Below are 22902 nucleotides of genomic sequence, written 5' to 3'. Positions count from 1 at the left end.
AGTAACAGCCACGCAGGGCGGAAATGCCCAGCGCGCTGCCCCCTCTGTCACTTATACCTGAGAGCTTTCGCTTGCCTTGCGGCGCACTTACCCCTTCGGTGGCCCCAACTTGGAGCGCTTTCCAGAGAATCGCACGTGACAGCAGCGGTCCGTTTGCCTGAGAGATTCCGGGGCGGTTGCTCCTTCGGCGCTGCGGACAAGGCCGCAGGCTCTCCCGCACTGCCTGCGATTGATTCGGCAATGACGCCTGCCGCCGCGAGAGTCAATTAGGCGAAAGCCTTATCCCCCGATTTTTGCTGCGAAGCGCACTATATCGTCATGGGTGTGGATGAAATCGCCTGCGCCTTCTTCCGCCAATAACGCCGCCATCGCCCTGGCCACATCGCGCCCCGCAATGGAACGATATTTGCGCATCGCTCCCCATAGCATCATATCGGACAGCGGGCTGATGATTGCGGCAAAATTTTCGGCATAGCGCACCGGTCCTCGCCGGTCCCCGCGCAGCAGGCCGGGCTGCATTATATCGGTGCGGGCAAAACCGCAGGCGCGGATCGCATCCTCCGCCTCACCCTTGGTGCGCATATAGAATAGCGCCGCCTTGCTATTGGCGCTCAGCGAGGAGACGGACAGGAAATGCCCGCATCCGGCGGTTTTCGCGGCTTGCGCAACATCGGCAACCAGTTCCAGATCAACCGCGCGAAATGCCGCCTGCGACCCTGCATCGCGGATCGTCGTGCCAAGGCAGGATGCCGCGGCGTCCGGTTTAATCTGTGCTATTTGCGCGCTCCATTCTTCGGGCGGGGCGATATGCACGGTGATATTCACCGGAAAAGCGGGCTCATCTGGCCCCAAAGCGCGGCGGATGAGGATATGAATGTCATATTGCGGCCGATATTGCGCCAGGATTTCCGTCAAATGCCGCCCGACCAGGCCAGTTGCACCGACGATCAATATCCTCTTGGTCACGGCTGCTCTCCAAATAGTTCACAATAGCGATTTTCGGCATAACGGTCGGTCATCCCCGCAAGGAAATCCGCGATATAGCGGCTGCGCTTTGGCTCATCCGTGGGCAGGCCAGCTCGCCATTCGGCTGGCAAGCAATCGGCGCGCTCCATATAGGCACCATAAAGCGCCTCTATGATCTTGCGCGCCCGTGCGGCGGCATCGACCTGCGTGGGATGATGATATAGATTTGCATACATAAATTTTTTCAACGACCGCTCCTGCTCGGCCATTTGCGGGGAAAATCCTCCGATCATTTGTCCGGCTTGGCGAATATCATCGGCGTTGATCACGCCGGTTTCGGATATACGCTGCTGCGTCGCGGCGATCACATCATTGACCATCACACCAATTTGTTCGCGCACCAATTCGGGTAGCAACCGGCCTGCTGCAACGCCCGGATAACGGGCCAATATCCCCTGCCACCTCTCTGCAACAAAGGGCAGTTCGCATAGCTGTTCCACCGACAGCAGCCCGGCGCGGATGCCATCGTCAATATCGTGATTATCATAGGCAATATCATCGGCCACCGCCGCAATCTGCGCCTCCAGCGACGACCATTGGGATAGGTTCAGGTCAAAGCTATCATTCGCCTCTTTCAGCGCCCATCCCGGATTGTCCACTGGCCCATTATGCTTGGCCAACCCCTCCAGCAATTCCCAGCTGAGATTTAACCCCGGCCATAACGGATAGGGCGAATCCAGTTTCATCAAGGTGCGCAGCGTCTGCGCATTGTGGTCAAACCCGCCATACGGTTGCAGTGCTGCTTCCAGGGCATCTTCACCCGCATGGCCGAAAGGCGGATGGCCAATATCGTGGGCAAGGCACAGCGCCTCGGTTAAATCCTCGTTCAAACCCAGCGCCCGTGCGATCGTCCGGCCAATCTGCGCGACCTCCAAACTATGGGTCAGGCGCACGCGGTAATGGTCACCATCGGGCGAGACGAACACCTGCGTTTTGTGGCGCAAACGGCGAAAAGAAATGCTGTGAATAATCCGGTCACGGTCGCGTTGGAATATATTGCGAGGGCCGCGCACATCGCTGCCCGCTTCCCGGTGCGGCCGTCCCCGGCTTTCATCGGGGTGACAGGCATAAGGGGCGGTCGCAAGGGTCGTGGGCGTCATAATAGCCAAAGCCTATGCCGCAATGACGGTGTAGCGGCTAGAGCCTATTTCAGCTTTTCGACAACCGTGCCGTCACCGCTTTGCCAGACAAATCCATCGCCGCCCGCCGCCCGGAAATCGGACTCCCATTTGCGAGCCGCTTTCAAATCATCAAACGGACCGATAACGAGCCGATTCAGATTTTTCCAAGGCGACGACCATCCTGCCATACCTTTGAATAAATCCGGATTTTTTCCGGTATGACGGCGCATATCGCCCTTAAATGCCGACACTTCACCAGTCGCAATCTGTACCCAGGTTCGCGCCGGATATGTTTCGGCAGGTGATTTGGTATCTTTGGACTTTGCCGGTTCAGCCGGTTTTACCGCCGGTTTCGGGTTGGGCGGCGGCGCGCTCGCCACTTTAATTTTGCTGAGATCAACCGGAGTTACGCTTGGCTTTTTCTCGCTTGCGGGCACTTCGATGGCATCCACAATCGCGCCCAAGTCAAATGATTTTGGTACGTCCGCCGGCTTTTCGCTCGCAACGGAAGGCGGAGCGGCCAGTGTTGGGGCGTTACCAACGGGTGAGCTTTCAACTGGCGGTGCAGCGGGAAGCTGTGCCGGTGCCGGTGCCGGTATCTCTGCCTGTGCCAATTTCGGCTGAAAATTATCGACCGAAGGAACGCTGTCGGTTGACGGTGCCGATGCGGCGATCGGCGCCGGCGGCGATGCAGCTGTGGATGGCAGCGGCGATGCAGCTATGGACGGCGCTACCTCTGCGGCTTGCGGAAGCGCGTTTTGGGTATTGGCGGCAGGAGCAGCTTGCGGGGCCGCTGGCGCAGCATCATTGGTCCTGACCGCAACGCCATTTTGGATGACCGGCATGCGCGGCAAGATCAACCGGCCATTGCTTGGGCCGACCGCAGCTATATTGCCGCCCTGCGTTCCTGGCGCACTGCCAAATGGCGGCGGCGTTTGAACGAGGCTTAGGCTATTTGCGGCCTGTTCGGCGGCCAATATGCGCGTTCGGGCCACATCATTTTTGAAACTACCGCCCGCCGCCGAAGTGATCGCACCTGAACGGTTATTGGCAGGCAGTGTAGCCACTTTCGGCGCAGCGGCGGCTGGAGATATTGAAGGCACAGTAGCGGCAGCAGCAGGGCTGGTCGCTGCCGCCTGAACCGGCGCAGCTTCATTTTTTCCGAGCGGCTTTCCTGCTGGGATCAAGCGATTATTACCCTTTGGCTGCGGATCGGCTGCGGCATAACGCGACGCTGTATCCCTAATTTCGGGGCTGTCCCGGCCAATATTACGTGCCGGAAAATGGCCAAAATAGATGGCGGCTGCTTGCTGCGCCCCGGTCAGTTCCGGCATTTTGCGCAAAAAGGGCTCAAACCGGCTCGCCGAATTAGGATCCATAAACCCTTGTGTTACCCGTACCGATTCGCGGGTGTCACCGCGCGCCGCCAACATAAATGCCCGCGCCCGCCATGCCTCACCAGAATTATTTTGCAGATAGGGCAGCAGCATGGCGTCGGCTTCTTTGGCCTTGCCTGATAGCGACAAGGAAACCGCCTGCTTAATCGCCAACGCTTCCGAATTATCCGCCGTTCGGGCGAGCGCATAATCCTGCTGCGCCCGGTCAAAATTGCCTAACAGGTCAAAGGCGACGGCGCGGTCGGCAGCGGCGGTGCGGTCGGAAATGCCCAATTTCACGGCCTCATCAAAATAGCGCAGCGCCTCAAACGGGTTTTCGGTCCGCACGCTGGCTGTGGCGAGGCCCAGCTTGATCCGGCCATCATTGGGTTGTAAACCATTGGCACGCGTGAAAAAATTCAGCGCCGCATTCGCATCCTGCAGTGCCAGCGCGGCATTGCCCGCATCAACCAGCGCATCAACATCGGTAGGCCGCGACGCAATGCGGCGCAGCGCGCTGCGCAGCAATTCGGAATTTAACTCGCGCTCATTCGATGCCTTGATCTCAGCAGCCGATGGCCCCGCCTGCGCATATGCGCTCAACGGCGTAAATCCAGCCGCAAGGGCCAAAATCATCAAGGGACGTAATAATATCACATTCATGTCCTGCCTATTGCCTCAATGGATCGCAAAGCGCCAATCCAAGCTTTACCGATAGCGACCAATGGTTCAACAAAAACGACCAGAAGAATCATCTTCTGGCCGCTTTTATCAGATTGAAGCTGAATAGTTGACGATCAAGCGTCAGTTATTCCCCTGACGGTCGAGGAAACGCGGAATGTTCAAACCGCCGGAACCGCCGCCTTTGGGCGCTTCACCGTCATCATCATCCTTATTTGCAATTCCGCGCGACAGGTTCGACATGCGTTCAAACAATGTGCCGCCGCCGCTGGCAATACGCGGCGCTTCCGCATCGACATTGACGGGTTGCTCTGGCTCTGGCGCAGGCTCGGCTTCGGCCATATCTGCCCCGCCCAGTTCAAGCATATCGTCGCCGCCTGCATCGCTCGTTTCCGGTTGCTCGGCCGCCTCGGCGATGTCGGCTTGCCCCAAATCCAGGCTATCATCATCGGCCATTACCGGTTCACTGGCTTCGGTTTCTGCAACATTTTCCTCAACGGCTTCTTCGGCAGGCGACTGGAAAATGCTCGATACAGGTTCCGGCGCAGCAGGCGGAGCGGCCACTGGCTCTGGCGCGGCGGCAGGTGCCGCCCGGTTAAACGCAAAGGAACGCGCGCTGGTGTCTGGTGCCACGGCGTCGCTATCGATACCCGTGGCCACCACGGACACGCGAATTTTACCCTGCAGATTTTCGTTAAACGCGCTGCCCCAAATGATATTGGCATCGGGGTCGACCAGCTCGCGAATATGGTTTGCGGCCTCGTCCACTTCCATCAAACGCATATCTTCGCCGCCGGTGATAGACACGATCACGCCTTTTGCACCTTGCATCGAAACACCATCGAGCAGCGGGTTGGCAATTGCTTTTTCGGCAGCTTCAAGAGCGCGTCCGTCGCCTTCGGCCTCGCCTGTGCCCATCATCGCTTTGCCCATTTCATGCATCACGCTGCGCACGTCGGCAAAATCGAGGTTGATTAGGCCGGGCATCACCATCAAATCGGTGATCCCGCGAACGCCCTGTTGCAACACTTCATCGGCCAGCAAAAAGGCTTCTTTGAAAGTGGTGTTGGGGTTCGCGACAAGGAACAGATTTTGGTTCGGTATGACGATCAATGTGTCGACATGCTGTTGCAACTCATCAATGCCCGCCTCGGCAGAGCGCATCCGCCGCGCGCCTTCAAACAGGAACGGTTTGGTGATGACGCCCACGGTCAATATGTTCATTTCGCGTGCGGCCTGCGCAATGACGGGGGCAGCGCCCGTGCCGGTGCCGCCGCCCATACCGGCCGCAATAAAGCACATATGCGCGCCCTGAATTGCCGATTTGACTTGCTCAATCGTTTCTTCTGCTGCGGCGCGGCCAACTTCGGGACGCGAACCTGCGCCCAATCCCTGCGTAATATCGGGGCCAAGTTGGATGCGGTGCTCCGCCGCCGACGCGTTCAGCGCCTGCGCATCGGTATTCGCAACGATGAAATCGACGCCCTCCACATTGGCGTTGATCATATTGGCAACGGCATTGCCGCCCGCGCCGCCGACACCGATAACGGCAATTTTCGGGCGCAATTCATCTACCAATGGTGGACCGATATTGATGCTCATATTCAAAACCCCCTTGCCATTATGGCCAGTTCTTAAAAAAGTTAACGTCTATTGGCACAAAACTGCCATTTGCACACCCGAAAATTAACCAAAAATCGCGGTTTCTGTCAAAAATTCTCTCTTATCGCCCGCTTTATTCGTTCTATTATTCCCAATGCCGCGCCATCGGCATAATCGTCACCGGGATCCAATGGTCCTTTCAAGTCTATCCGGTCCGATGCCATATAACGCACCAAACCGATCAGCGTTGAAAAAGCAGGGCCGCTATGCGCCTCTGGCACTCCCGAGACGCCTTTCGGCTTCCCAATGCGCACTGCCCGGCCCAATGCAGCCTGAAAATGTTCGGCAATGCCTTTCAACTCCGCACCTCCGCCGGTCAAGACGATTTGATGTCCGGTCGTGCCCGAAAACCCAAGGTGCTTTAGCACAAGGCCAATTTCAGACACGATTTTGTCGATACGCTGAAATATTACCGCGTTGAGCTGCGCCTTGGTGATGCGCGGGGTACCGCCATCATCGACATTGCCGCCATCTTCCTTATCAAGGTCAAGCACATCCTGATGATCGCGCGGCGTGGACAGCGCTGACCCATAATAGCATTTCAACCGCTCGGCCTGCGCCCGGCGCATACCAAAGGTGGATGCAATATCGTCGGTAATATCGGCTGCACCCTGCTGTATCGTTTGCAACCCCACAAGCATCCCGCCGATAAATACCGACACATTGGTGATGGATGCCCCCATTTCGACGAGCGCAACGCCAAGCTCGCGCTCTTCCGCCGTCAAGCAGGCAAGCCCTGTGGCGATGGGTGAGACAACGACATTATCCACCTCCAAATGCGCGGCGCGGGCCGTCAAATCCAGATTGCGCACCGGCGATGGATCGGCGAGCACGACGTGGATATCGACCCCCAATCGGTCGGCATGCAGTCCGATGGGATTGGCCACCCCGCCAACACCGTCGAGCGAATAGAGCGTCGGCTGCACATGGAGCGCGGATTTACCCTGCATATCCAGATTGGCACGGCCAGCGGCGAGCAGGTCGTCAATATCCTCTTGCTCAATCCGGTCACCGCCCAGCTCAATCTCCACCGGTGCTAGCATACTGTCCAGTCCGCCCGCCGATATGCCCACCGTTACCCGGTCAATATTGATACCGGCGATGCGTTCGGCCTGCTCCACCGCATGGCGCACCGACAATTCGGCCTGCTCCATATCGGCGATGCAGCCGCGCACAACGCCCCGGCTTTCGCGCTGTCCTGTGCCCAAAACGATCAAGTCACCCGTGTCGGTTTTACCCGCAATAAGGGCGCAGACTTTCGACGATCCGATATCCAAAGCGGAAATGATTTTTTCAACGCGCGCCGCCGTCATGCTTTTTCATCGCTCCCTATTTTTGCCGTATCGCCGTCTGACCGGCCTTCATCTTTTTTGGCACTATCATCTTTTACAGGCTTTGGCTCTTCTTTCGGTTTTTTACGAATATAGGCCCGGTCGGGATCGCGCAGGTCGAAATAGATCATATCCTGACCCAACAAGCGACTGACCCCGTCCATCCGCGCAAAATCAATCAACGCCTTGGTCGCGGGCTTTTCGCCTTCGGGCAAGGCGACGGTTTCGCCAGTTTTGAAGGTCAAATCCCACCGGCGGTTGCCGATCCAGCTGGCCGCCACAATTTGCGGCTTTAACGATGGCGCTTCATCCAATAATTCAGCCAGCATAACCGCTTGTTTATTGGCATTTTCGCCGTTCAGGATCATCAATCCGCCGACACTGCCCACCGGCACATTTTGCAGGACAACGCCCGCCTCATCAATCAACGTCTGTTTGCCGCCCTGATTCCAGATCGCCGCTGGTTTGCGTTCGATTATCTCAACCACTAGAGTATCGGGCAAACGGCGGCTAACGCGGACATCCTTTATCCAGCCATATTGCATTAAATCGCTGCGAATTTTTTCCAGATCGACAAGCGGCATCGCGCGGTCTTTTTCGGCGAGCACAATGTCATAGACCTTTAATTGATCCACGCGCTCCATCCCCGACGTTTCCACACGGGTCACAACAAAACCGGCCTTCGCCGCCAATTCCGCATATTGATTATGAACGATAGCGCCCAGCCCGAAATAGCGCGCAACAAAAAACAGGATAACCAGGAATGTGCCAATCGCGATCCAGTTAAAGATGCGCTGTATCTCTGCCTCGGCCAGCGGCAATGTCCGCAGGAACCGGTCGAACATCGACAAGCGGCGCACCTTTTGCCGGTTGGATGATTGCCGGGCCGATGCGCCGCGCGCCGCTGTTTTGCGTTTTGTTGTGGCCTTCATCGCGCCTTGGTCGTCATTCCAACGCCTCCTGCACGATCCGGTGGACCAGCTCTTCATAGCTAATGCCAACCTGCTTTGCCTGTTCAGGCACCAGGCTGAGCGGAGTCATTCCCGGCTGCGTATTGGTTTCCAGCACGAACACGCCGTCCATACCCAATTCATCGTCCCAGCGAAAATCGGTCCGCGATGCCCCTTTACAGCCCAATAGCTGATGACAGCGTAGCGCCAGGTCCATCATATAAGCCTCAATATCCGCAGGAATTTCGGCGGGGCAAATATGATCGGTCAAGCCGTCCGTATATTTGGCGTCAAAATCATAAAAGCCGCTTTTGGGTTTTAGCTCGGTGACGCACAGCGCCTTTCCGCCCAGCACGGCGCAGGTCAGCTCGCGCCCTTTGATAAAAGGTTCGGCGAGCAGGACGTCAAAATCCTGCCAAGGTCCGGCGGCATCGCGGGAAATGGGCATGCCATAATTGCCATCCTGGGTGACGATTGCCACGCCAACCGACGAACCTTCGTTCAGCGGTTTCAGCACATAGGGACGCGGCACGGGGTCGGCGGCGAACAGGCTGTCTGTGTCCACCACCACACCTTTTGGCATAGGGATCCCAGCGGGAACGAGCCGCTGCTTGGTCAGCTCCTTGTCAATCGCGATGACCGACGTGACCATGTCGCTATGCGTATAAGGAATGCCCATCAGGTCGAGCATACCCTGCACGCGGCCATCTTCGCCCGGCACGCCGTGCAGCGCATTAAACACCACGTTGGGTTTCAATTCCGACAGGACGGCGGCGATATCGCGCCCCATATCCACGCGGGTGACGCGGTATCCCCCTTTTTCCAGCGCATCGGCGACGCCATTGCCGCTCATCAACGATACCGGCCGTTCATTCGACCAGCCGCCCATCAACACTGCGACATGGATATTGCCGTTGCTATTGCTCATATTTTCCCCACGCGCTGTATTTCCCATTGCAGGTCGATGCCTGATTTTTCCTTGACCCTTTTGCGCACTTCTTCGCCCAGCGCTTCAATATCCGCGCTGGTCGCATCGCCCAGATTGAGCAGGAAATTGGTGTGTTTTTCCGAAACTTGTGCCCCGCCAATCTGCAGGCCGCGGCATCCGGCCTCATCGACCAGCTGCCATGCTTTATGGCCATCGGGGTTTTTGAAAGTTGATCCGCCCGTCTTGCTGCGCAGCGGCTGCGACGCTTCGCGCGATGCGCTGATCCTATCCATTTCCGCTTGAATATCGGCAGGTTCACCTGGCCGCCCCTGAAACCGAGCGGCCACAACAATTGCACCATCGGGCAATTCGGAATGGCGATAGCTGTAACCCAGTTCCTGAACGCTTAATGTTACCAGCTCGCCTGATCGCAACAGGACATCGCAATCGGTCAAAATATCCTTCACTTCGCCGCCATACGCGCCGCCGTTCATCCGCACGAAACCGCCAACGGTTCCCGGGATAGAGCGCAAAAATTCAACGCCAGCGATTCCCGCATCGCGCGCGGTGGAGGATACCAATATACCCGAAGCCCCGCCGCCGCAGCCGAGTATCTCGCCTGCTGCAGGCTCCACCTTGGCAAAGGCTTTGCCCAGCCGGACCACCACGCCCGGAACGCCGCCGTCCCGCACGATCATATTCGATCCAAGGCCGAGCGCCATCACCGGAACATCGGCGGGTAATTCCCGCATAAAGCCTTGCAAATCGTCAAGGTCAGCAGGCTCAAAAAGCCATTCAGCCGCGCCGCCGCTTTTGAACCAGACGAGCGGCGCAAGCGGCGCGGCGGCCTTTAACTTGCCGCGCACAGATGGAAGCGTTGCCGCCATCATGCCAGCTTGCCCTGCACTTCACCGGCAAGCGCCGCAGCCATTTTGGTAATGTCGCCTGCGCCCAGACACACGATAATGTCGCCGGCCTGAATCTGTTCCGACAGCTTCGCCGACAAATCATCCAGGCCGGTTACCGTCGCGGCGGAACGATGCCCGCGCCGTTTCATTCCGGCGACAAGCGCGGCGCTATCGATGCCCTCAATCGGTGCTTCGCCCGCAGCATAGACGGGAGTGACATAGGCGATATCGGCATCGTTAAATGCTTGTTGAAAATCATCCATATGATCGCGCAGCCGGGTGAAACGGTGCGGCTGTGCCACGGCAATGACCCGGCCCGATGTGCCTTCGCGCGCCGCCGCCAGAACCGCGCGGATCTCCACCGGGTGATGACCATAATCGTCAATCACTTGCACCGCGCCGCCGCCAATGGCAATCTCTCCCACTTTCGTAAAGCGGCGTTTGACACCGCCAAATTTCGAGAAACCCTGCGCCAATTGGGCGTCATTCATGCCCATTTCGATACCCACAGCGATAGCGGCCAGCGCATTTTGGACATTATGCCGTCCGGGCATCGGCATTTCGATACCCTCGATCACGCGTTTATTGCCGCTGCGGTCCTTGATCGCGACATTGAAGCGATTGCCGCCTGCAATCGGCGTTACATTTTCGCCGCACACATCCGCCTGCGCGCTAAAGCCATAGGTTACAATCCGGCGGTCGCGGATTTTCGGGATGATGGACTGCACCTCCGGATGGTCGATGCACATGATTGCCGCGCCGTAAAAAGGGACATTTTCAACAAATTCGACAAAGCCTTTTTTGATCGCGTCAAAATCGCCCCAATGGTCCAGATGCTCAGGGTCGATATTGGTCACCACCGCGATCGTGCCGTCTAGCCGCAGCAAGCTGCCATCGCTTTCGTCGGCCTCCACCACCATCCAATCGCTCGCGCCAAGCCGGGCGTTGCTGCCATAGCTGTTGATGATGCCGCCGTTGATCACGGTAGGATCAATCCCGCCATGGTCGAGCATCGCCGCGATCATCGACGTCGTTGTCGTTTTGCCATGCGTTCCGGCAACGGCAACCGTGTTTTTCAGCCGCATCAGCTCCGCCAGCATCTCCGCACGGCGCACCAGCGGTATACGTTTTTCGAGCGCCGCATCGCGTTCGGGATTGCCCGCCTTCACCGCCGTTGATGTGACAACAACCGCCGCGCCATCGACATTTTCCGCCGCATGGCCGATCATCACCTTAATGCCTTTTTTGCGCAAGCCTTCGACCACATAGCTGTCGGCAATATCGCTGCCTTGGACGCTATAGCCCAAATTGTGCATCACCTCGGCAATGCCCGACATGCCGATGCCGCCAATGCCGACGAAGTGAACCGTGCCGATATCTGTTGGTACGCCCTTCATCGGCCGCCTTCTCCTGCGAAAGTATCTTTGGCCATCGCATCCTTCGCCATGGCGGGAGACGCCGCGCCAAAGCCGCCATGATGCTGCGCCTTCGCCTTCAGCGGTTTTTGCGTGGGAGCCTTGCCATAGCTTTCGACCAAATTCGCAAGGTCGGTCACGGCATTGGGCCGTCCGCATTTTTTCGCGGCCTTCGCGGCATTTTCCAGTGCACCGGGCTGCATGGCGATTTTCTGTATCTGTTTGGCCAGCTCCGTCGGCGTGAATTGCGGCTGTGCAATCGCCCTGCCCCCGCCCGCCTGCACCATTTCGGACACGTTATATGCCTGATGATTGTCCATCGCCGATGGCAGGGGGATCAGGATCGCAGGGCGCCCTGCGGCGGTCAGCTCAGCGATAGTCGAAGCGCCCGCGCGGCTGATCACCAGATGCGCCCAGCCAAGCCGTTCGGGCATATCGGGCAGATATGTCGCCAGCTCCGCCGGGATTTGATGTTCGGAATATTTTTGGCGCACCGCGTCAATATCTTCCTCGCGGCATTGCTGGGTCACCTGCAAACGGCGGCGCAGGTTAAGCGGCAATCGCGCCAGGCCATCGGGAACCACTTCGGACAGGATGGTCGCACCCTGACTACCGCCGGTTACCAGCACGCGGAAAATGCCGTCTTCATCCAGCGGCGGGTAGCTTTGATCGCGCAAGCCCAGAACCTCTTCGCGCACCGGATTGCCGAGCAAGTGCACCTTGTCCTTATCGCGCGGTTTCAACCGCTGCACATCGGGATAGGCGGTGACGATCGCGTTGACCTTGCTCGCGGTCAGGCGGTTGACCCGGCCCAGCACCGCATTTTGTTCGTGAATGATGGTTGGCACTTTACACGCAAATGCGCCCAGCAACGCGGGAAAAGCCGGATAGCCGCCAAAGCCGACGACGCAGCTAGGTTCAAAATTGCGGTAGAGCATTTTGGCCATTTCGCGCCCCTGACCAATGGCCCGCGCCCCGCGCAGCCAGCCAATCGGCCCGCCGCTCATCCGCCCAGCAGGCAGGATATGGCGCGCAATTTTTTCGGGGCAGCCCGGAATTTTCGTGCCGCGTTCGTCGGTGACCAGCGCGACATGATGCCCGCGCTTCAACAATTCCTCACCCAACGCAAAGGCGGGGATCATATGCCCGCCGGTGCCGCCTGCTGCCAATACATAATGCCTTGAAATCGTCATGGCTTTATTCCCTTCCTCACCGGCCCTTCACCATATAGCGCGACCGGTCAAGATACGGGTTGCGTTTCGTCAGTGCCAATAAGAGACCACAGGTCACGCACAAGCCCAAAATCGACGTGCCGCCATAGCTGATGAAGGGCAAGGTCATCCCCTTTGACGGAAATATGCCAAGGTTCACCGCGATATTGATCATCGCCTGTCCGCAAAATGCAGCGGTCAATGCGGTGGCAGCCATGATGGTAAACTGGTCCTTTTCATCCAGCAGGCGGATCACCACTCGCGCCATTATCGCGAAATATAAAATCGCAATAATCATACAGGCAAGCAGGCCAAACTCCTCACCAATCACGGAAAAAATATAGTCGGTATGTCCTTCGGGAAGCGAATATTTTTTGGTGCCGAGGCCAGGCCCCACACCAATAAATCCGCCAGCGGTCAGCGTCGCCATCGCCATTTTGTCATGGGTCAATCCTTCGGTCCCGAAGATCCATGCGTCGATACGCTGCGTCGCTACGGGGTAGAAATTATAGGCTGCGACTAAAGCGGCAATCGCCGAAATAGCCGATCCCCACAGCTGCCAAGCCGGAACGCCGGATACCATCATCAACGCAAACCAAATGCCGCAGATCAAAATGGTTTGCCCCAGATCCGGCTGCAACAAAAATAAGATGGCGGAAAGGCCGGTGACACCGCTGACGATCATACGCACCGGCAGCGTGTCATCCTTCACCCGCCAAGATATGATCCATGCCATAGTCACCGCGAAAAAAGGTTTGAAAAATTCGGTGGGTTGAAACCGCGCTGGGCCATAGCCAAGCCAGCGGCGCGATCCGTTTACCTCGACACCGATAACAGGAATCAAAACCAGCATCGCCAATATCACAGCGAAAAGCACGATGGACAAACGCTTCGCCTGTTCCTTTGGGTACATCGAAATGAACAACATCAACGGAATGCCCGCAAACAAAAAAGCAAGGTGGCGAAATAGGAAATGAAATTCGGGCAATTTGACCGTCGCGCTAGACAAACGCTGCGCGCCCGCAGGTGATGCAGCCGCGACCGACAAAACACCGATAGCCATCAGCATGAATATGAGGCCGAGCAGCACCCGGTCCAATTCCCAAAACCATATGCCCAAAGGCGAACGGTCCCCCCGGCCCAATCGATTGGCGAAGCTGGTCTTGCCGGTTTTGGCAGCTAAGACCCAGGGGACCTCTTTGCCGTCCTCATTCATCTGCCGGTTCCTGAGCCAAGGCTGGCAAAGGCCGCCTTGAACGCATTGCCCCTCGCTTCAAAATCCTTGAATTGATCAAAGGATGCGCAGGCAGGCGATAGCATGACAACCTCGCCGGGCTGCGCCTCTGATGCCGCTTTGGCGACTGCAGTAACAAGCATTTCGCAAGATTCGACCGGCATATGCGGTTGCAACAGCCGTTCAAAATCACCGCCCGCCTCACCAATGGTATAGGCTTTGACCACATTGCCGAAATTGGGCGCACATTCGTCCAGATTGTCGCTTTTGGGCACGCCGCCCAATATCCACCTGATCCGGGGATAGGCGGCAAGCGCAGGTGCGGTCGACGCAGCATTCGTGGCTTTGCTATCGTTTACGAATAACACACCATCATGTTCGCCCACAATTTCCATCCGGTGTTCCAGCCCGCGAAACGCCGCGAAGGATCGCCGCCACTGTGTCTCATTGATACCGAGCGCCTTGGCAACCTCAATCGCTATCGCTGCATTTTCCAGATTATGCGGGCCTTGCAGGCTTGGCCAATCCGCTTGCCCCTTGATATCGCCGGTTGAGGCTAAATGGCAAAATGCCTTATCCTTTTGTGCCGCATGTTTCAGGTAGATACTGCGCGTATCATCATCGCTGTCGCCGAAAATACTATGATGCTTTTCGCTCTGCATCGCAAAGAGCCGCGCCTTTGACGCCATATAGCCTTCATAGCCATGATAACGGTCCAGATGGTCCGGCGACAGGTTAATCAACGCCGCCACGTCGCAATCAAGTGAGCGCGTCAGATCGATTTGATAGCTGGACAATTCCAATACATAGACACCGCCCGCAGGCAGGGGTTTTTGCGACAATATGGGAAGGCCAATATTGCCCGCCATCCGCACCGGCCTCGCCGCGCTTTTTATCATATGATGGACCAGCGCAGTGGTTGTCGATTTGCCGTTGGTTCCGGTAATGCCAACCACTTTATGCGCCGGAAGGGTCGGCCGCGCCATTGCGAATAATTCTATATCGCCAATAACGGGCACGCCGTCAGCATAAGCTTTGCGAGCGATCGGGTGGCTGATCAGCGGGACGCCGGGCGATACAACCACACCGTCAAAACCGGACAGATCAATTTCGAGGGGGTCGGCGATAGTCGCAATATCGGCGGCCGCATTACGGGCATCCTCTTGGCTGTCCCATGCGGTAATTTGGGCGCCGCTGGCCGCCAATGCCTGCGCCGCGGCCAAGCCGGATCGTGCCAATCCCAATATGGCAAATTTCCGGTCGGCAAAGGCAGGGCTGATAATCATCTGAGCTTCAGTGTCGATAGCCCCGCAAGCGCCAAGACAAAAGCAATAATCCAAAACCGAATGACAACTTTTGTCTCGCTCCACCCCAATTGTTCAAAATGATGATGGATGGGCGCCATTTTGAATACCCGCTTTCCGGTCCGCTTAAACCAGAAAACCTGAATGATCACCGATAAGGCTTCGACCACAAACAAGCCGCCTATGATGCCGAGCACAAATTCGTGATGGGCGACAACCGCGATCGTGCCCAATACCCCGCCCAAGGCAAGGCTGCCGGTATCGCCCATAAATACCGCAGCTGGCGGAGCGTTATACCATAGAAATGCCAAACCTGCGCCCACAATCGCCCCGCATAATATCGTCAAGTCGGCCGCACCGACGAAAAATGGCAGGCCCAGATATTTGGAATAGTTTACATGTCCAACCAGATAGACGATCAACATAAACGCAACCGACGCAATAATAACCGGCATGGTTGCCAGCCCATCTAGCCCATCGGTTAAATTCACCGCATTGCCAAAAGCCACGATCACGAAGGCGCCAAAAACAATATAAAACAGACCCAGATCGATGACCGGTCCATTAAAAAACGGCAGATACAACTCGGTGCTCGATCCTTTTTGCGCGATTATCAATGTCACTGCGACACCGGCGATCAGAAATTCAAACAGCAACCGAACCTTGCCCGATACGCCCTTATGGCTGTTCTTCTTGACCTTGTCATAATCGTCCAGAAACCCGACAAGACCAAAGCCGAGCATCACTATGATACAGGCCCAGACGTATAAATTGGTCAGGTCCATCCATAAAAACACGGCGACCGAAATCGCCGTTAGCATCATCAACCCGCCCATGGTGGGGGTGCCGACTTTTTGCTTGTGGCTTTGCGGGCCATCATCGCGGATGGGTTGCCCTTTGCCTTGGCGCACGCGCAGCATATTAATGAAGCGCGGGCCGATGACCAATCCTATGACGAGCGCAGTAGCGACCGCAGCGCCTGTCCGGAAAGTGATGTATCGGATAAGATTGAACGCGCTTTCAAACCCCAAATATTCTGCCAACCAATAAAGCATTAATCTCCCCCGCCGGCATAAGCATTTATGATTGCCGACAATCCCATCGAATTTGATCCCTTTACGAGCACTATGTCATCTGGCTGCAATTGTCCTTGCAACAGTGTCAGCGCTTCTTGTGCAGAGCCGCAATGGTCGAATTTGGCCGGTCCCTCAACCCCCTGTTTAAGCGATTGGACAAGATTTTGCATCTCTTCACCGACTAAAATCGCATAATCGACCTTGGCCGATGCCAAATGAGCGGCAAGGCCAGTGTGGAAATGCGCCGATTGCGTGCCCAATTCCTTCATATCGGCAAGCACCGCGATCCGCCGCCCGCCGGGCTGATTTGCAAGGTCCGATAGAGTCGCCGCCATCGACGCAGGGTTGGCATTATAGCTTTCATCAATCAGCAGCACGTCACCGCCATCCACCGAAACCTGATGCCGTGCACCGCGCCCGGCAAGCCCGCCCAATTCGGCCATAGCCAGCCCAGCAGCGGCAAGGTCACCGCCCACCGCTTCAACAGCGGCCAGCACAGCAAGTGAGTTCGCGATCCAATGTTTGCCCGGCTGCGACAATGTGTAGCAAAGCCCGCCGCTCGGCAGCTGCGCCGTGATCATCGTGCCGCCGCTAACCGCGACATGATCGGCGGCGCGGACATCGGCATGTTCCGAAAATCCAAAAGATACAATATTTTGAGTATATTTTTCCGCTGCCTCTCTCAGCAGCTGATAATGCGCATTATCCGCCGGAATGATCGCGGTTCCTTCGGGTGATAAACCTTCGAAAATTTCTGCTTTGGCTTTTGCGATTTCCGTTTCATCATTGAAAAATTCGATATGCGCAGGCGCGATTGTGGTGACGATCGCGACATCAGGACGCACCAATGCGGTTAGCTCGCGCAGCTCGCCTGCATGGTTCATGCCCATTTCGAACACGCCAAATTGCGTCTCGGCGGGCATACGCGACAGGCTGAGCGGGACGCCTACATGGTTGTTATAGCTTTTTACCGAACGGTGGGCATAACCGCGAGAGGACCGGTCAAGCGCAGCAAATAGCGCTTCTTTCGTGCCGGTTTTTCCGGCAGATCCGGTTACGCCAATAATCTTCGCATCCACGCGCGCCCGGGAGGCTTTGGCGAGATCGTTCAGCGCCTTGGCCGTGTCGGCGACCAATATATGCGGACGATCAATGGCCCGGTCCACCACCGCACCCGCCGCGCCATTGGCATAGACCTGGTCCAAATAATTATGTCCGTCGCTGGCCTCACCCTTCAGCGCAAAAAACAAATCACCTGCGCCAATTTCCCGCGAATCAAATGCCACCCCGCTGCAGGTAAAGCTGCCTGATTCAGTTCCGCCCGTGGCCGCCGCCAATTCGTCCGAGGTCCAGTTTAATTTCATGCTGCACACTCCCGCGCCACCTGCACATCATCAAAGGGCAAGATTTTATCGCCAATAATCTGCCCCAGCTCATGCCCTTTTCCAGCGATCAGGACAATATCATCGGCCTTGGCCAGCGAAATGGCGTGGGCGATGGCTTCACGCCGATCGGCAATTTCAATAAGCGTATCTGCGGGCGCACCGGCCAATATTGCGGCCCGAATGGCGGCTGGGTCTTCGCTGCGCGGATTATCGTCGGTGACGATGGCAATGTCGGATGCTTCGGCGGCCACGCGGCCCATTTCCGGGCGTTTGCCCGTGTCGCGGTCCCCGCCCGCGCCAAAAACAGTGATTAACCGGCCCATAGTATGCGGCCGCATTGCCGCTATCGCTGCGATCAGCGCATCGGGGGTATGGGCATAATCGACATAAACAGGTGCGCCGCTGCGGCAAATGACGGCTCGTTCAAGACGGCCTCTTACCGGTTGCAACCGGCCCAAATGGCCCACCACATCTTCAACCCGCCCGCCGCTGGCCAGAACAATCCCCGCCGCAACCAGGGCATTATAAGCCTGATACGCGCCGATCAGCGGCAATTTCACCTTTATCTCTTCGCCTTGTATGACGAGCAGCATATCCTGACCCAGCTGCGTGGGCTGGCGCGATTTCAGTTTTATGCCCTGCCCTTTTTCTCCGACAGTAATCAAGCGCAAGGCACGCGCCTTTACATGCTCAACGACCTTGTCCGACCATGCATCATCCGCCCAAATAACCGCTGTGCCATCATCCGAAAGCAGTTCATCAAACAAGCGCATTTTTGCGGCGAAATAATTTTCCATTGTGCCATGATAATCGAGATGGTCACGGCTCAAATTGGTGAAGGCAGCAACCGTTATCTCCATGCCCTCGCTGCGATGTTGCGACAGGCCGTGGCTCGATGCTTCATAAGCCAGATGGGTCACGCCTTCGCGGGCAAGACCCGAAATATTCGACAGGAACGTAACGATATCGGGTGTGGTGAGGCCCGTCGCCACCTGTTCGTCCGCTGTGGTGACGCCCAATGTGCCGATGGAGGCCGACACATGGCCCGCCATGCGCCATAATTGCCGCGTCAATTCCACCGTAGAGGTTTTGCCGTTGGTACCCGTAACGGCGACAATGACTTCGGGAACAGGGCGGAAAAACAGCGCTGCCAACCGGGCAAATTCGGCGCGCGGATTTTCGGCGGCGATATGCAGCGCGCCTGTGACCTTTGCCGACGGGCGGGCCACAATAGCGAGCGCACCATTTTGCACCGCTTCGTCAATGAAATCTTCGCCATTGAATTTGGCTCCGGCAAAAGCACCGAAAATTGTGCCGGGCGCGACCTTTCTATGGTCGATGGCAAAGCCGGTAACATTCTGCTCCGCCGCTGTGCTATCGGCATCGGGCAGCAAATTTCCAAGACGCATTAGTGATCTCCTTTAGGAGACCATAGCAAAGGCATGAGTTCAGATACATCCACATCGCGCTTTGTGTCGGGGATAATTCCCAAAAGCGGCCCGATGCGGGTGACGGTTTTATTCACAATCGGCGCAGCGGTCCAACCGGCGGTCCGTTGGAAACTGGTGGCGGCGTTGCCCTGCGGCTCGTCCAGCATGGCGACCATAACATAGCGCGGATTGTCCATCGGAAACGCAGCCGCAAAGGTCGATACGACCAGATTGCGAGCATAGCTGCCGCCATTGGGCTTTTCGGCTGACCCGGTTTTGCCGCCGACGCGGTATCCTTGCGCATCGGCATTTTTACCGGTGCCATCGACGACGATCATGCGCAGCAGTTGCCGCATACGGGCACTGGTCGCTGCGCTGAACACGCGTTTTTCTTCGCGCTTCTGATCTGGCGTTACTTTCAACAATGTCGCGGGCCGGTAAATACCACCATTGACCATCGCGGCATAGGCATTGGCCAAATGCATCGGGGTCACCGAAATACCGTGGCCATAGCCGACAGTCATATTGGTTATCCGTCCCCAATTGCTTGGCCAAATTGGCGCGGCGCGTTCGCCGATTTCAATCGCAGGACGCTCGTGGAAACCAATATTGCGCAGCATTAAGTCCATTTTTGGCTTGCCCAAATTATCGGCAATGCGGGCGGTAACGATATTGGAGCTATGCACCAGTGCCTCTGGCACGTTCAGGTAACGGCCTGCCGGATGGCTATCGCGAATCTTGAACCCACCAATTTCGAGCGGCGCAGTCGCGTCATACCGGATCGCAAGGTCACGCACCGTGCCCGCATCGAGCGCCGCCGCGACGGTCAGCGGCTTAAAGGTGGAGCCCAGTTCATATACCTGATTGGTAACGCTATTGATCTGACGGCTGAGCGGAACATAACCCGCCGGCACCAACTGGCCCGGAGCGGGGTCATTGGCAAATAACGGCTTATTGGGATCAAAGGAGGGCAGCGTCGACATTGCCAGCACTTCGCCTGTTTGCGCGTCCAATATCACCCCCGCCGCACCTTTTGCGCCGGTGGTTGCCATGCCCGCCGCCAACTCGCTTTCCAGCGCGGCTTGCACGCGGACATCGACCGACAATTCAACCGGCTTACCCCGCGTTTTGGGATCCCGCAATTTGGCGTCCATCATCCGTTCAACGCCCAGCGCCCCTTTGCCGTCACGGTTGACAAAGCCCAACATATGCGCGGCCAGATCATGCTGCGGATAAAGCCGTTCGGCCTCACGCGGAAATTCAATCGCGATTTGGCCCAGATCATGGACGCGGCGAACCTCGGCGGGAAGCGCGCGGCGGCGCAGATAACCCTGCTTTTTGGAGGTTAGCTTGGCATAAAATTCCTCCGCCGGCGTATCGGGGAAAATTTGCGCCAGCTGCGCCGCCAATTCTTTTTTGTCGCCAAAAATCTGATCAGGCCGCACCCAGATGGAATAGGCTTGTATGGTGCGGGCCAGAGGGACGCCGTTGCGGTCGATAATATCGCCGCGTTCGGGCACATATTCTGTCGTCGTTGCGCCAAAGGCCCGGCTGGCCTCAAACAGCGCCAATGTTGTCAACCTGCCGATAATCAGCATCAGGAACAGGCCAAACATCGCCGACAAAACCAGCAAGCGCCACAATGTATGGGCGGCCACGGCTTTTGCGCCCAAACCTTGTTTTCGAGTGACAGTCCGGGCAACGAATATTGTCATCTTTTTTCCCGCTCTCGTTTGGCCGCTTTTTCAATGTCCTTCAAAACGGTATCGGACAACAGCTTATCATCCATATTGGCCAGCTTTTTGGTCCGGGCCGTTGTTTCCCCTTTTGTGGGATCGGGGGCTTTTGGCGCTACGTTTTCTTGCGTCCTCTCCGCTGCATCAGGGGCATCACGACCGGATATGTCCGCTGCTTTTTTATCGCCGCTTTCCATCGGAGCGAAAGGGGAACCGATAACACCGGCTGGCGCTACGCCATTGTCCGCGGCCGCAATCATCACTGGCTTCACATCAGGCCGCGGGCCGCCCAAACCTGCCAAAGCATGTTCTCCGGCAAGAAACTGATCGGCGGTTGGCGGCTGATAACCATATAGCAGGTTATTCCACTCCTCCAATTGATGCAGGCTGGCACGGGTTCGCAATTCCGCCTGAAGAAAACTGATTTCGCGTTTTGTTTCCAATATTTTCTGGTCAACCCGCACCAGATCGCTGTGCAGCGCCGCGACATTTAGCGACAATGGATAAAGCAATATCGCGACCAGAAAGACCAATGCCAACCACCCGATATTCTTTAATCGCTTCATCGCTAAGCTCATGCTGCAATCTCCTGCATATTCCATGGCAAGGCGGCGGTTCGGGTCGCCGCGCGCAGCGTCGCCGAACGCGAGCGCGGGTTGCGGGCCAATTCCGCCTTTGACGGGCGGATGGCTTTATCGGCCTTGGCAAAAGTCGGTTCAGGCCCTTTCGTGGCAATTAAAGGCATATGGCGCGATGCATTGCCGCCTGCCCCGCTCCGTTCGCGGAAAAATTGCTTCACAATCCGGTCTTCAAGGCTGTGAAAAGTCACAACAACGAGCCGCCCGCCGGGCCGAAGCAGCCGTTCGGCAGCATCAAGACCGTTTACCAGCTCATCCAGCTCGCCGTTAATATAAATGCGAATTGCCTGAAATGTGCGGGTCGCCGGATCCTTTGGCGCGCCGGGTTTATGGCCCACCGCTTTGCGCACAACAGCAGCAAGTTCAGCGGTGGTGGATAGCGGCCGCGCAGCGACAATTGACCGTGCGATACGGCGGGAACGATGCTCCTCACCATAGCGGAAAATGACATTGGCGATCACTTCCTCATCCGCCTCATTTACAAAATCAGCGGCGCTTTCGCCATCTTGCGACATGCGCATGTCAAGCGGGCCGTCCTTTTGAAAGGAAAAACCGCGCTCGGCCCGGTCCAGCTGCATTGATGAGACACCAATATCGAGGACCACGCCATCGACCGCGTCAACATTGTCCTCGGCCAGCGCATGATCCATAATAGAAAAGCAGGCCGCATAAAGACGCAAGGCGCCCTCATGCTGGCCTGCAAGGTCAGCACCTTCTGACAGGGCGTCGGGATCGCGGTCAAACGCGAATACACGCGCGCCGCTGCGAAGCATGGCTTCGCTATATCCACCGGCCCCAAAGGTACCATCCACAATCTCCGCGCCAGGGGTGATGGCCAGAGAGCGAATTACTTCATCGAGAAGCACGGGAATATGGTCAGCATTGCCGGTCATTTTGAACCCTTTCCGGCAGTTGCGAGCAGATATTCCAGTTCTTCCCTTGCATGCTTAAACTTGGTCGGCGCACTCGCCATAAAGACTTCGGGGTCCCACATCAGGAAACGGGTATTTACCCCGTGGAAAAACACGCGGTCATTCAATCGCCCGAAATGCCGTTCGCGCTGACTGAGCACGAAACGCCCGCTTGCCTCAAAATTGGTTTCGTTGATCGACGCCGCAATATCGCCGATCATTTCATCGTCAAAATCGGTTTGACCATTGGCAATCGCGACGCGGCGCATTTCATCTATATCGCGGCGCGCCTGCTCGCGCTCCGTGCGGCCATAACCGATCAAGCAAGGCAGGTCGGGGTGACGCGCGATGCAGACATGGTTTCCGCCGCTCGATTTTTGCACAACGTCACGCAGCTCTGCGGGTATGGTCGCGCGGCCCTTGCCGTCGATTATCGACAGCCCCGCCCCACCATATGAAAAACCCTCAGACACTGATCCCAATTCCCCGGTAGCGGGGCGCAGATCCTCAGCCGCAGAAACACACGGTTCCTGCGCGACCGCACCGAACGGTCATAGCAATAGGAAATCCACCCCTAGA

At 57.0% G+C, this 22902-nt stretch carries 19 protein-coding genes and 2 riboswitches; all 19 genes read right to left on the bottom strand.

Features of this window, described 5'->3' with window-relative positions; genetic code table 11:
• Nucleotides 1-34: 34 nt before the first annotated feature.
• A riboswitch (glycine riboswitch) is annotated at nucleotides 35-135 on the bottom strand.
• Nucleotides 136-227, bottom strand: a riboswitch (glycine riboswitch).
• A 52-nt stretch (nucleotides 228-279) separates the two neighbouring features.
• On the bottom strand, nucleotides 280-966 hold the full coding sequence (locus ACFOWX_RS05070) for an NAD-dependent epimerase/dehydratase family protein (RefSeq protein WP_381421947.1): 687 nt from the start codon (nucleotides 964-966) through the stop codon (nucleotides 280-282).
• Nucleotides 963-2126, bottom strand: a complete 1164-nt coding sequence (locus ACFOWX_RS05065) for a deoxyguanosinetriphosphate triphosphohydrolase (protein WP_381421945.1) — start codon at nucleotides 2124-2126, stop codon at nucleotides 963-965. The genes ACFOWX_RS05070 and ACFOWX_RS05065 overlap by 4 nt, the downstream gene beginning before the upstream one ends.
• A gap of 44 nt (nucleotides 2127-2170) precedes the next feature.
• Complete coding sequence (locus tag ACFOWX_RS05060) at nucleotides 2171-4180, bottom strand: tetratricopeptide repeat protein (RefSeq protein WP_381421943.1); 2010 nt, start codon at nucleotides 4178-4180, stop codon at nucleotides 2171-2173.
• 147 nt (nucleotides 4181-4327) lie between these two features.
• Entirely contained in the window at nucleotides 4328-5806 is a 1479-nt protein-coding gene (ftsZ, locus tag ACFOWX_RS05055; protein ID WP_381421941.1) for a cell division protein FtsZ, read from the bottom strand.
• A gap of 107 nt (nucleotides 5807-5913) precedes the next feature.
• Nucleotides 5914-7179: a cell division protein FtsA gene (gene ftsA / locus ACFOWX_RS05050; protein ID WP_381421939.1), complete on the bottom strand. Its 1266-nt coding sequence runs from the start codon at nucleotides 7177-7179 to the stop codon at nucleotides 5914-5916.
• Nucleotides 7176-8186 (bottom strand): cell division protein FtsQ/DivIB, encoded by a 1011-nt coding sequence (locus ACFOWX_RS05045; RefSeq protein ID WP_381421937.1) that lies wholly within the window; start codon nucleotides 8184-8186, stop codon nucleotides 7176-7178. Before ACFOWX_RS05045 ends, ftsA begins: the two co-directional genes overlap by 4 nt.
• The gene (locus ACFOWX_RS05040; RefSeq protein WP_381421935.1) at nucleotides 8143-9075 is read right to left on the bottom strand and encodes a D-alanine--D-alanine ligase; all 933 of its coding nucleotides are present in this window, start codon (nucleotides 9073-9075) and stop codon (nucleotides 8143-8145) included. Before ACFOWX_RS05040 ends, ACFOWX_RS05045 begins: the two co-directional genes overlap by 44 nt.
• A complete protein-coding gene (gene murB, locus ACFOWX_RS05035; protein WP_381421934.1) occupies nucleotides 9072-9965 on the bottom strand; it encodes a UDP-N-acetylmuramate dehydrogenase in 894 nt (297 codons plus the stop codon). Before murB ends, ACFOWX_RS05040 begins: the two co-directional genes overlap by 4 nt.
• Complete coding sequence (gene murC / locus ACFOWX_RS05030; protein WP_381421932.1) at nucleotides 9962-11380, bottom strand: UDP-N-acetylmuramate--L-alanine ligase; 1419 nt, start codon at nucleotides 11378-11380, stop codon at nucleotides 9962-9964. Before murC ends, murB begins: the two co-directional genes overlap by 4 nt.
• A complete protein-coding gene (gene murG / locus ACFOWX_RS05025) occupies nucleotides 11377-12591 on the bottom strand; it encodes an undecaprenyldiphospho-muramoylpentapeptide beta-N-acetylglucosaminyltransferase (protein WP_381421930.1) in 1215 nt (404 codons plus the stop codon). The genes murC and murG overlap by 4 nt, the downstream gene beginning before the upstream one ends.
• A 16-nt stretch (nucleotides 12592-12607) precedes the next feature.
• On the bottom strand, nucleotides 12608-13825 hold the full coding sequence (locus ACFOWX_RS05020; protein WP_381421928.1) for an FtsW/RodA/SpoVE family cell cycle protein: 1218 nt from the start codon (nucleotides 13823-13825) through the stop codon (nucleotides 12608-12610).
• Complete coding sequence (gene murD / locus ACFOWX_RS05015; protein ID WP_381421926.1) at nucleotides 13822-15129, bottom strand: UDP-N-acetylmuramoyl-L-alanine--D-glutamate ligase; 1308 nt, start codon at nucleotides 15127-15129, stop codon at nucleotides 13822-13824. Before murD ends, ACFOWX_RS05020 begins: the two co-directional genes overlap by 4 nt.
• Nucleotides 15126-16202 (bottom strand): phospho-N-acetylmuramoyl-pentapeptide-transferase, encoded by a 1077-nt coding sequence (gene mraY, locus ACFOWX_RS05010; protein ID WP_381421924.1) that lies wholly within the window; start codon nucleotides 16200-16202, stop codon nucleotides 15126-15128. Before mraY ends, murD begins: the two co-directional genes overlap by 4 nt.
• Entirely contained in the window at nucleotides 16202-17587 is a 1386-nt protein-coding gene (locus ACFOWX_RS05005) for a UDP-N-acetylmuramoyl-tripeptide--D-alanyl-D-alanine ligase (protein ID WP_381421922.1), read from the bottom strand. Before ACFOWX_RS05005 ends, mraY begins: the two co-directional genes overlap by 1 nt.
• On the bottom strand, nucleotides 17584-19017 hold the full coding sequence (locus ACFOWX_RS05000; protein ID WP_381421920.1) for a UDP-N-acetylmuramoyl-L-alanyl-D-glutamate--2,6-diaminopimelate ligase: 1434 nt from the start codon (nucleotides 19015-19017) through the stop codon (nucleotides 17584-17586). The genes ACFOWX_RS05005 and ACFOWX_RS05000 overlap by 4 nt, the downstream gene beginning before the upstream one ends.
• The gene (locus tag ACFOWX_RS04995) at nucleotides 19017-20753 is read right to left on the bottom strand and encodes a peptidoglycan D,D-transpeptidase FtsI family protein (RefSeq protein WP_381421918.1); all 1737 of its coding nucleotides are present in this window, start codon (nucleotides 20751-20753) and stop codon (nucleotides 19017-19019) included. Before ACFOWX_RS04995 ends, ACFOWX_RS05000 begins: the two co-directional genes overlap by 1 nt.
• A complete protein-coding gene (locus ACFOWX_RS04990; RefSeq protein ID WP_381421916.1) occupies nucleotides 20750-21352 on the bottom strand; it encodes a hypothetical protein in 603 nt (200 codons plus the stop codon). Before ACFOWX_RS04990 ends, ACFOWX_RS04995 begins: the two co-directional genes overlap by 4 nt.
• Nucleotides 21349-22305 carry a 16S rRNA (cytosine(1402)-N(4))-methyltransferase RsmH gene (gene rsmH / locus ACFOWX_RS04985; RefSeq protein ID WP_381421914.1) on the bottom strand — a complete coding sequence of 319 codons (957 nt, stop codon included), beginning with the start codon at nucleotides 22303-22305 and terminating at the stop codon, nucleotides 21349-21351. The genes ACFOWX_RS04990 and rsmH overlap by 4 nt, the downstream gene beginning before the upstream one ends.
• Entirely contained in the window at nucleotides 22302-22796 is a 495-nt protein-coding gene (locus tag ACFOWX_RS04980; RefSeq protein WP_381421913.1) for a division/cell wall cluster transcriptional repressor MraZ, read from the bottom strand. The genes rsmH and ACFOWX_RS04980 overlap by 4 nt, the downstream gene beginning before the upstream one ends.
• Nucleotides 22797-22902 lie beyond the last annotated feature (106 nt).

The sequence above is a fragment of the Sphingorhabdus arenilitoris genome (assembly GCF_042651485.1).
In the GTDB taxonomy this organism is placed as follows: Bacteria; Pseudomonadota; Alphaproteobacteria; order Sphingomonadales; family Sphingomonadaceae; genus Sphingorhabdus_B; species Sphingorhabdus_B arenilitoris.
The sequence above is the reverse complement of the archived record's forward strand: the minus strand, read 5'-3'. Positions and strand labels throughout refer to the sequence as shown.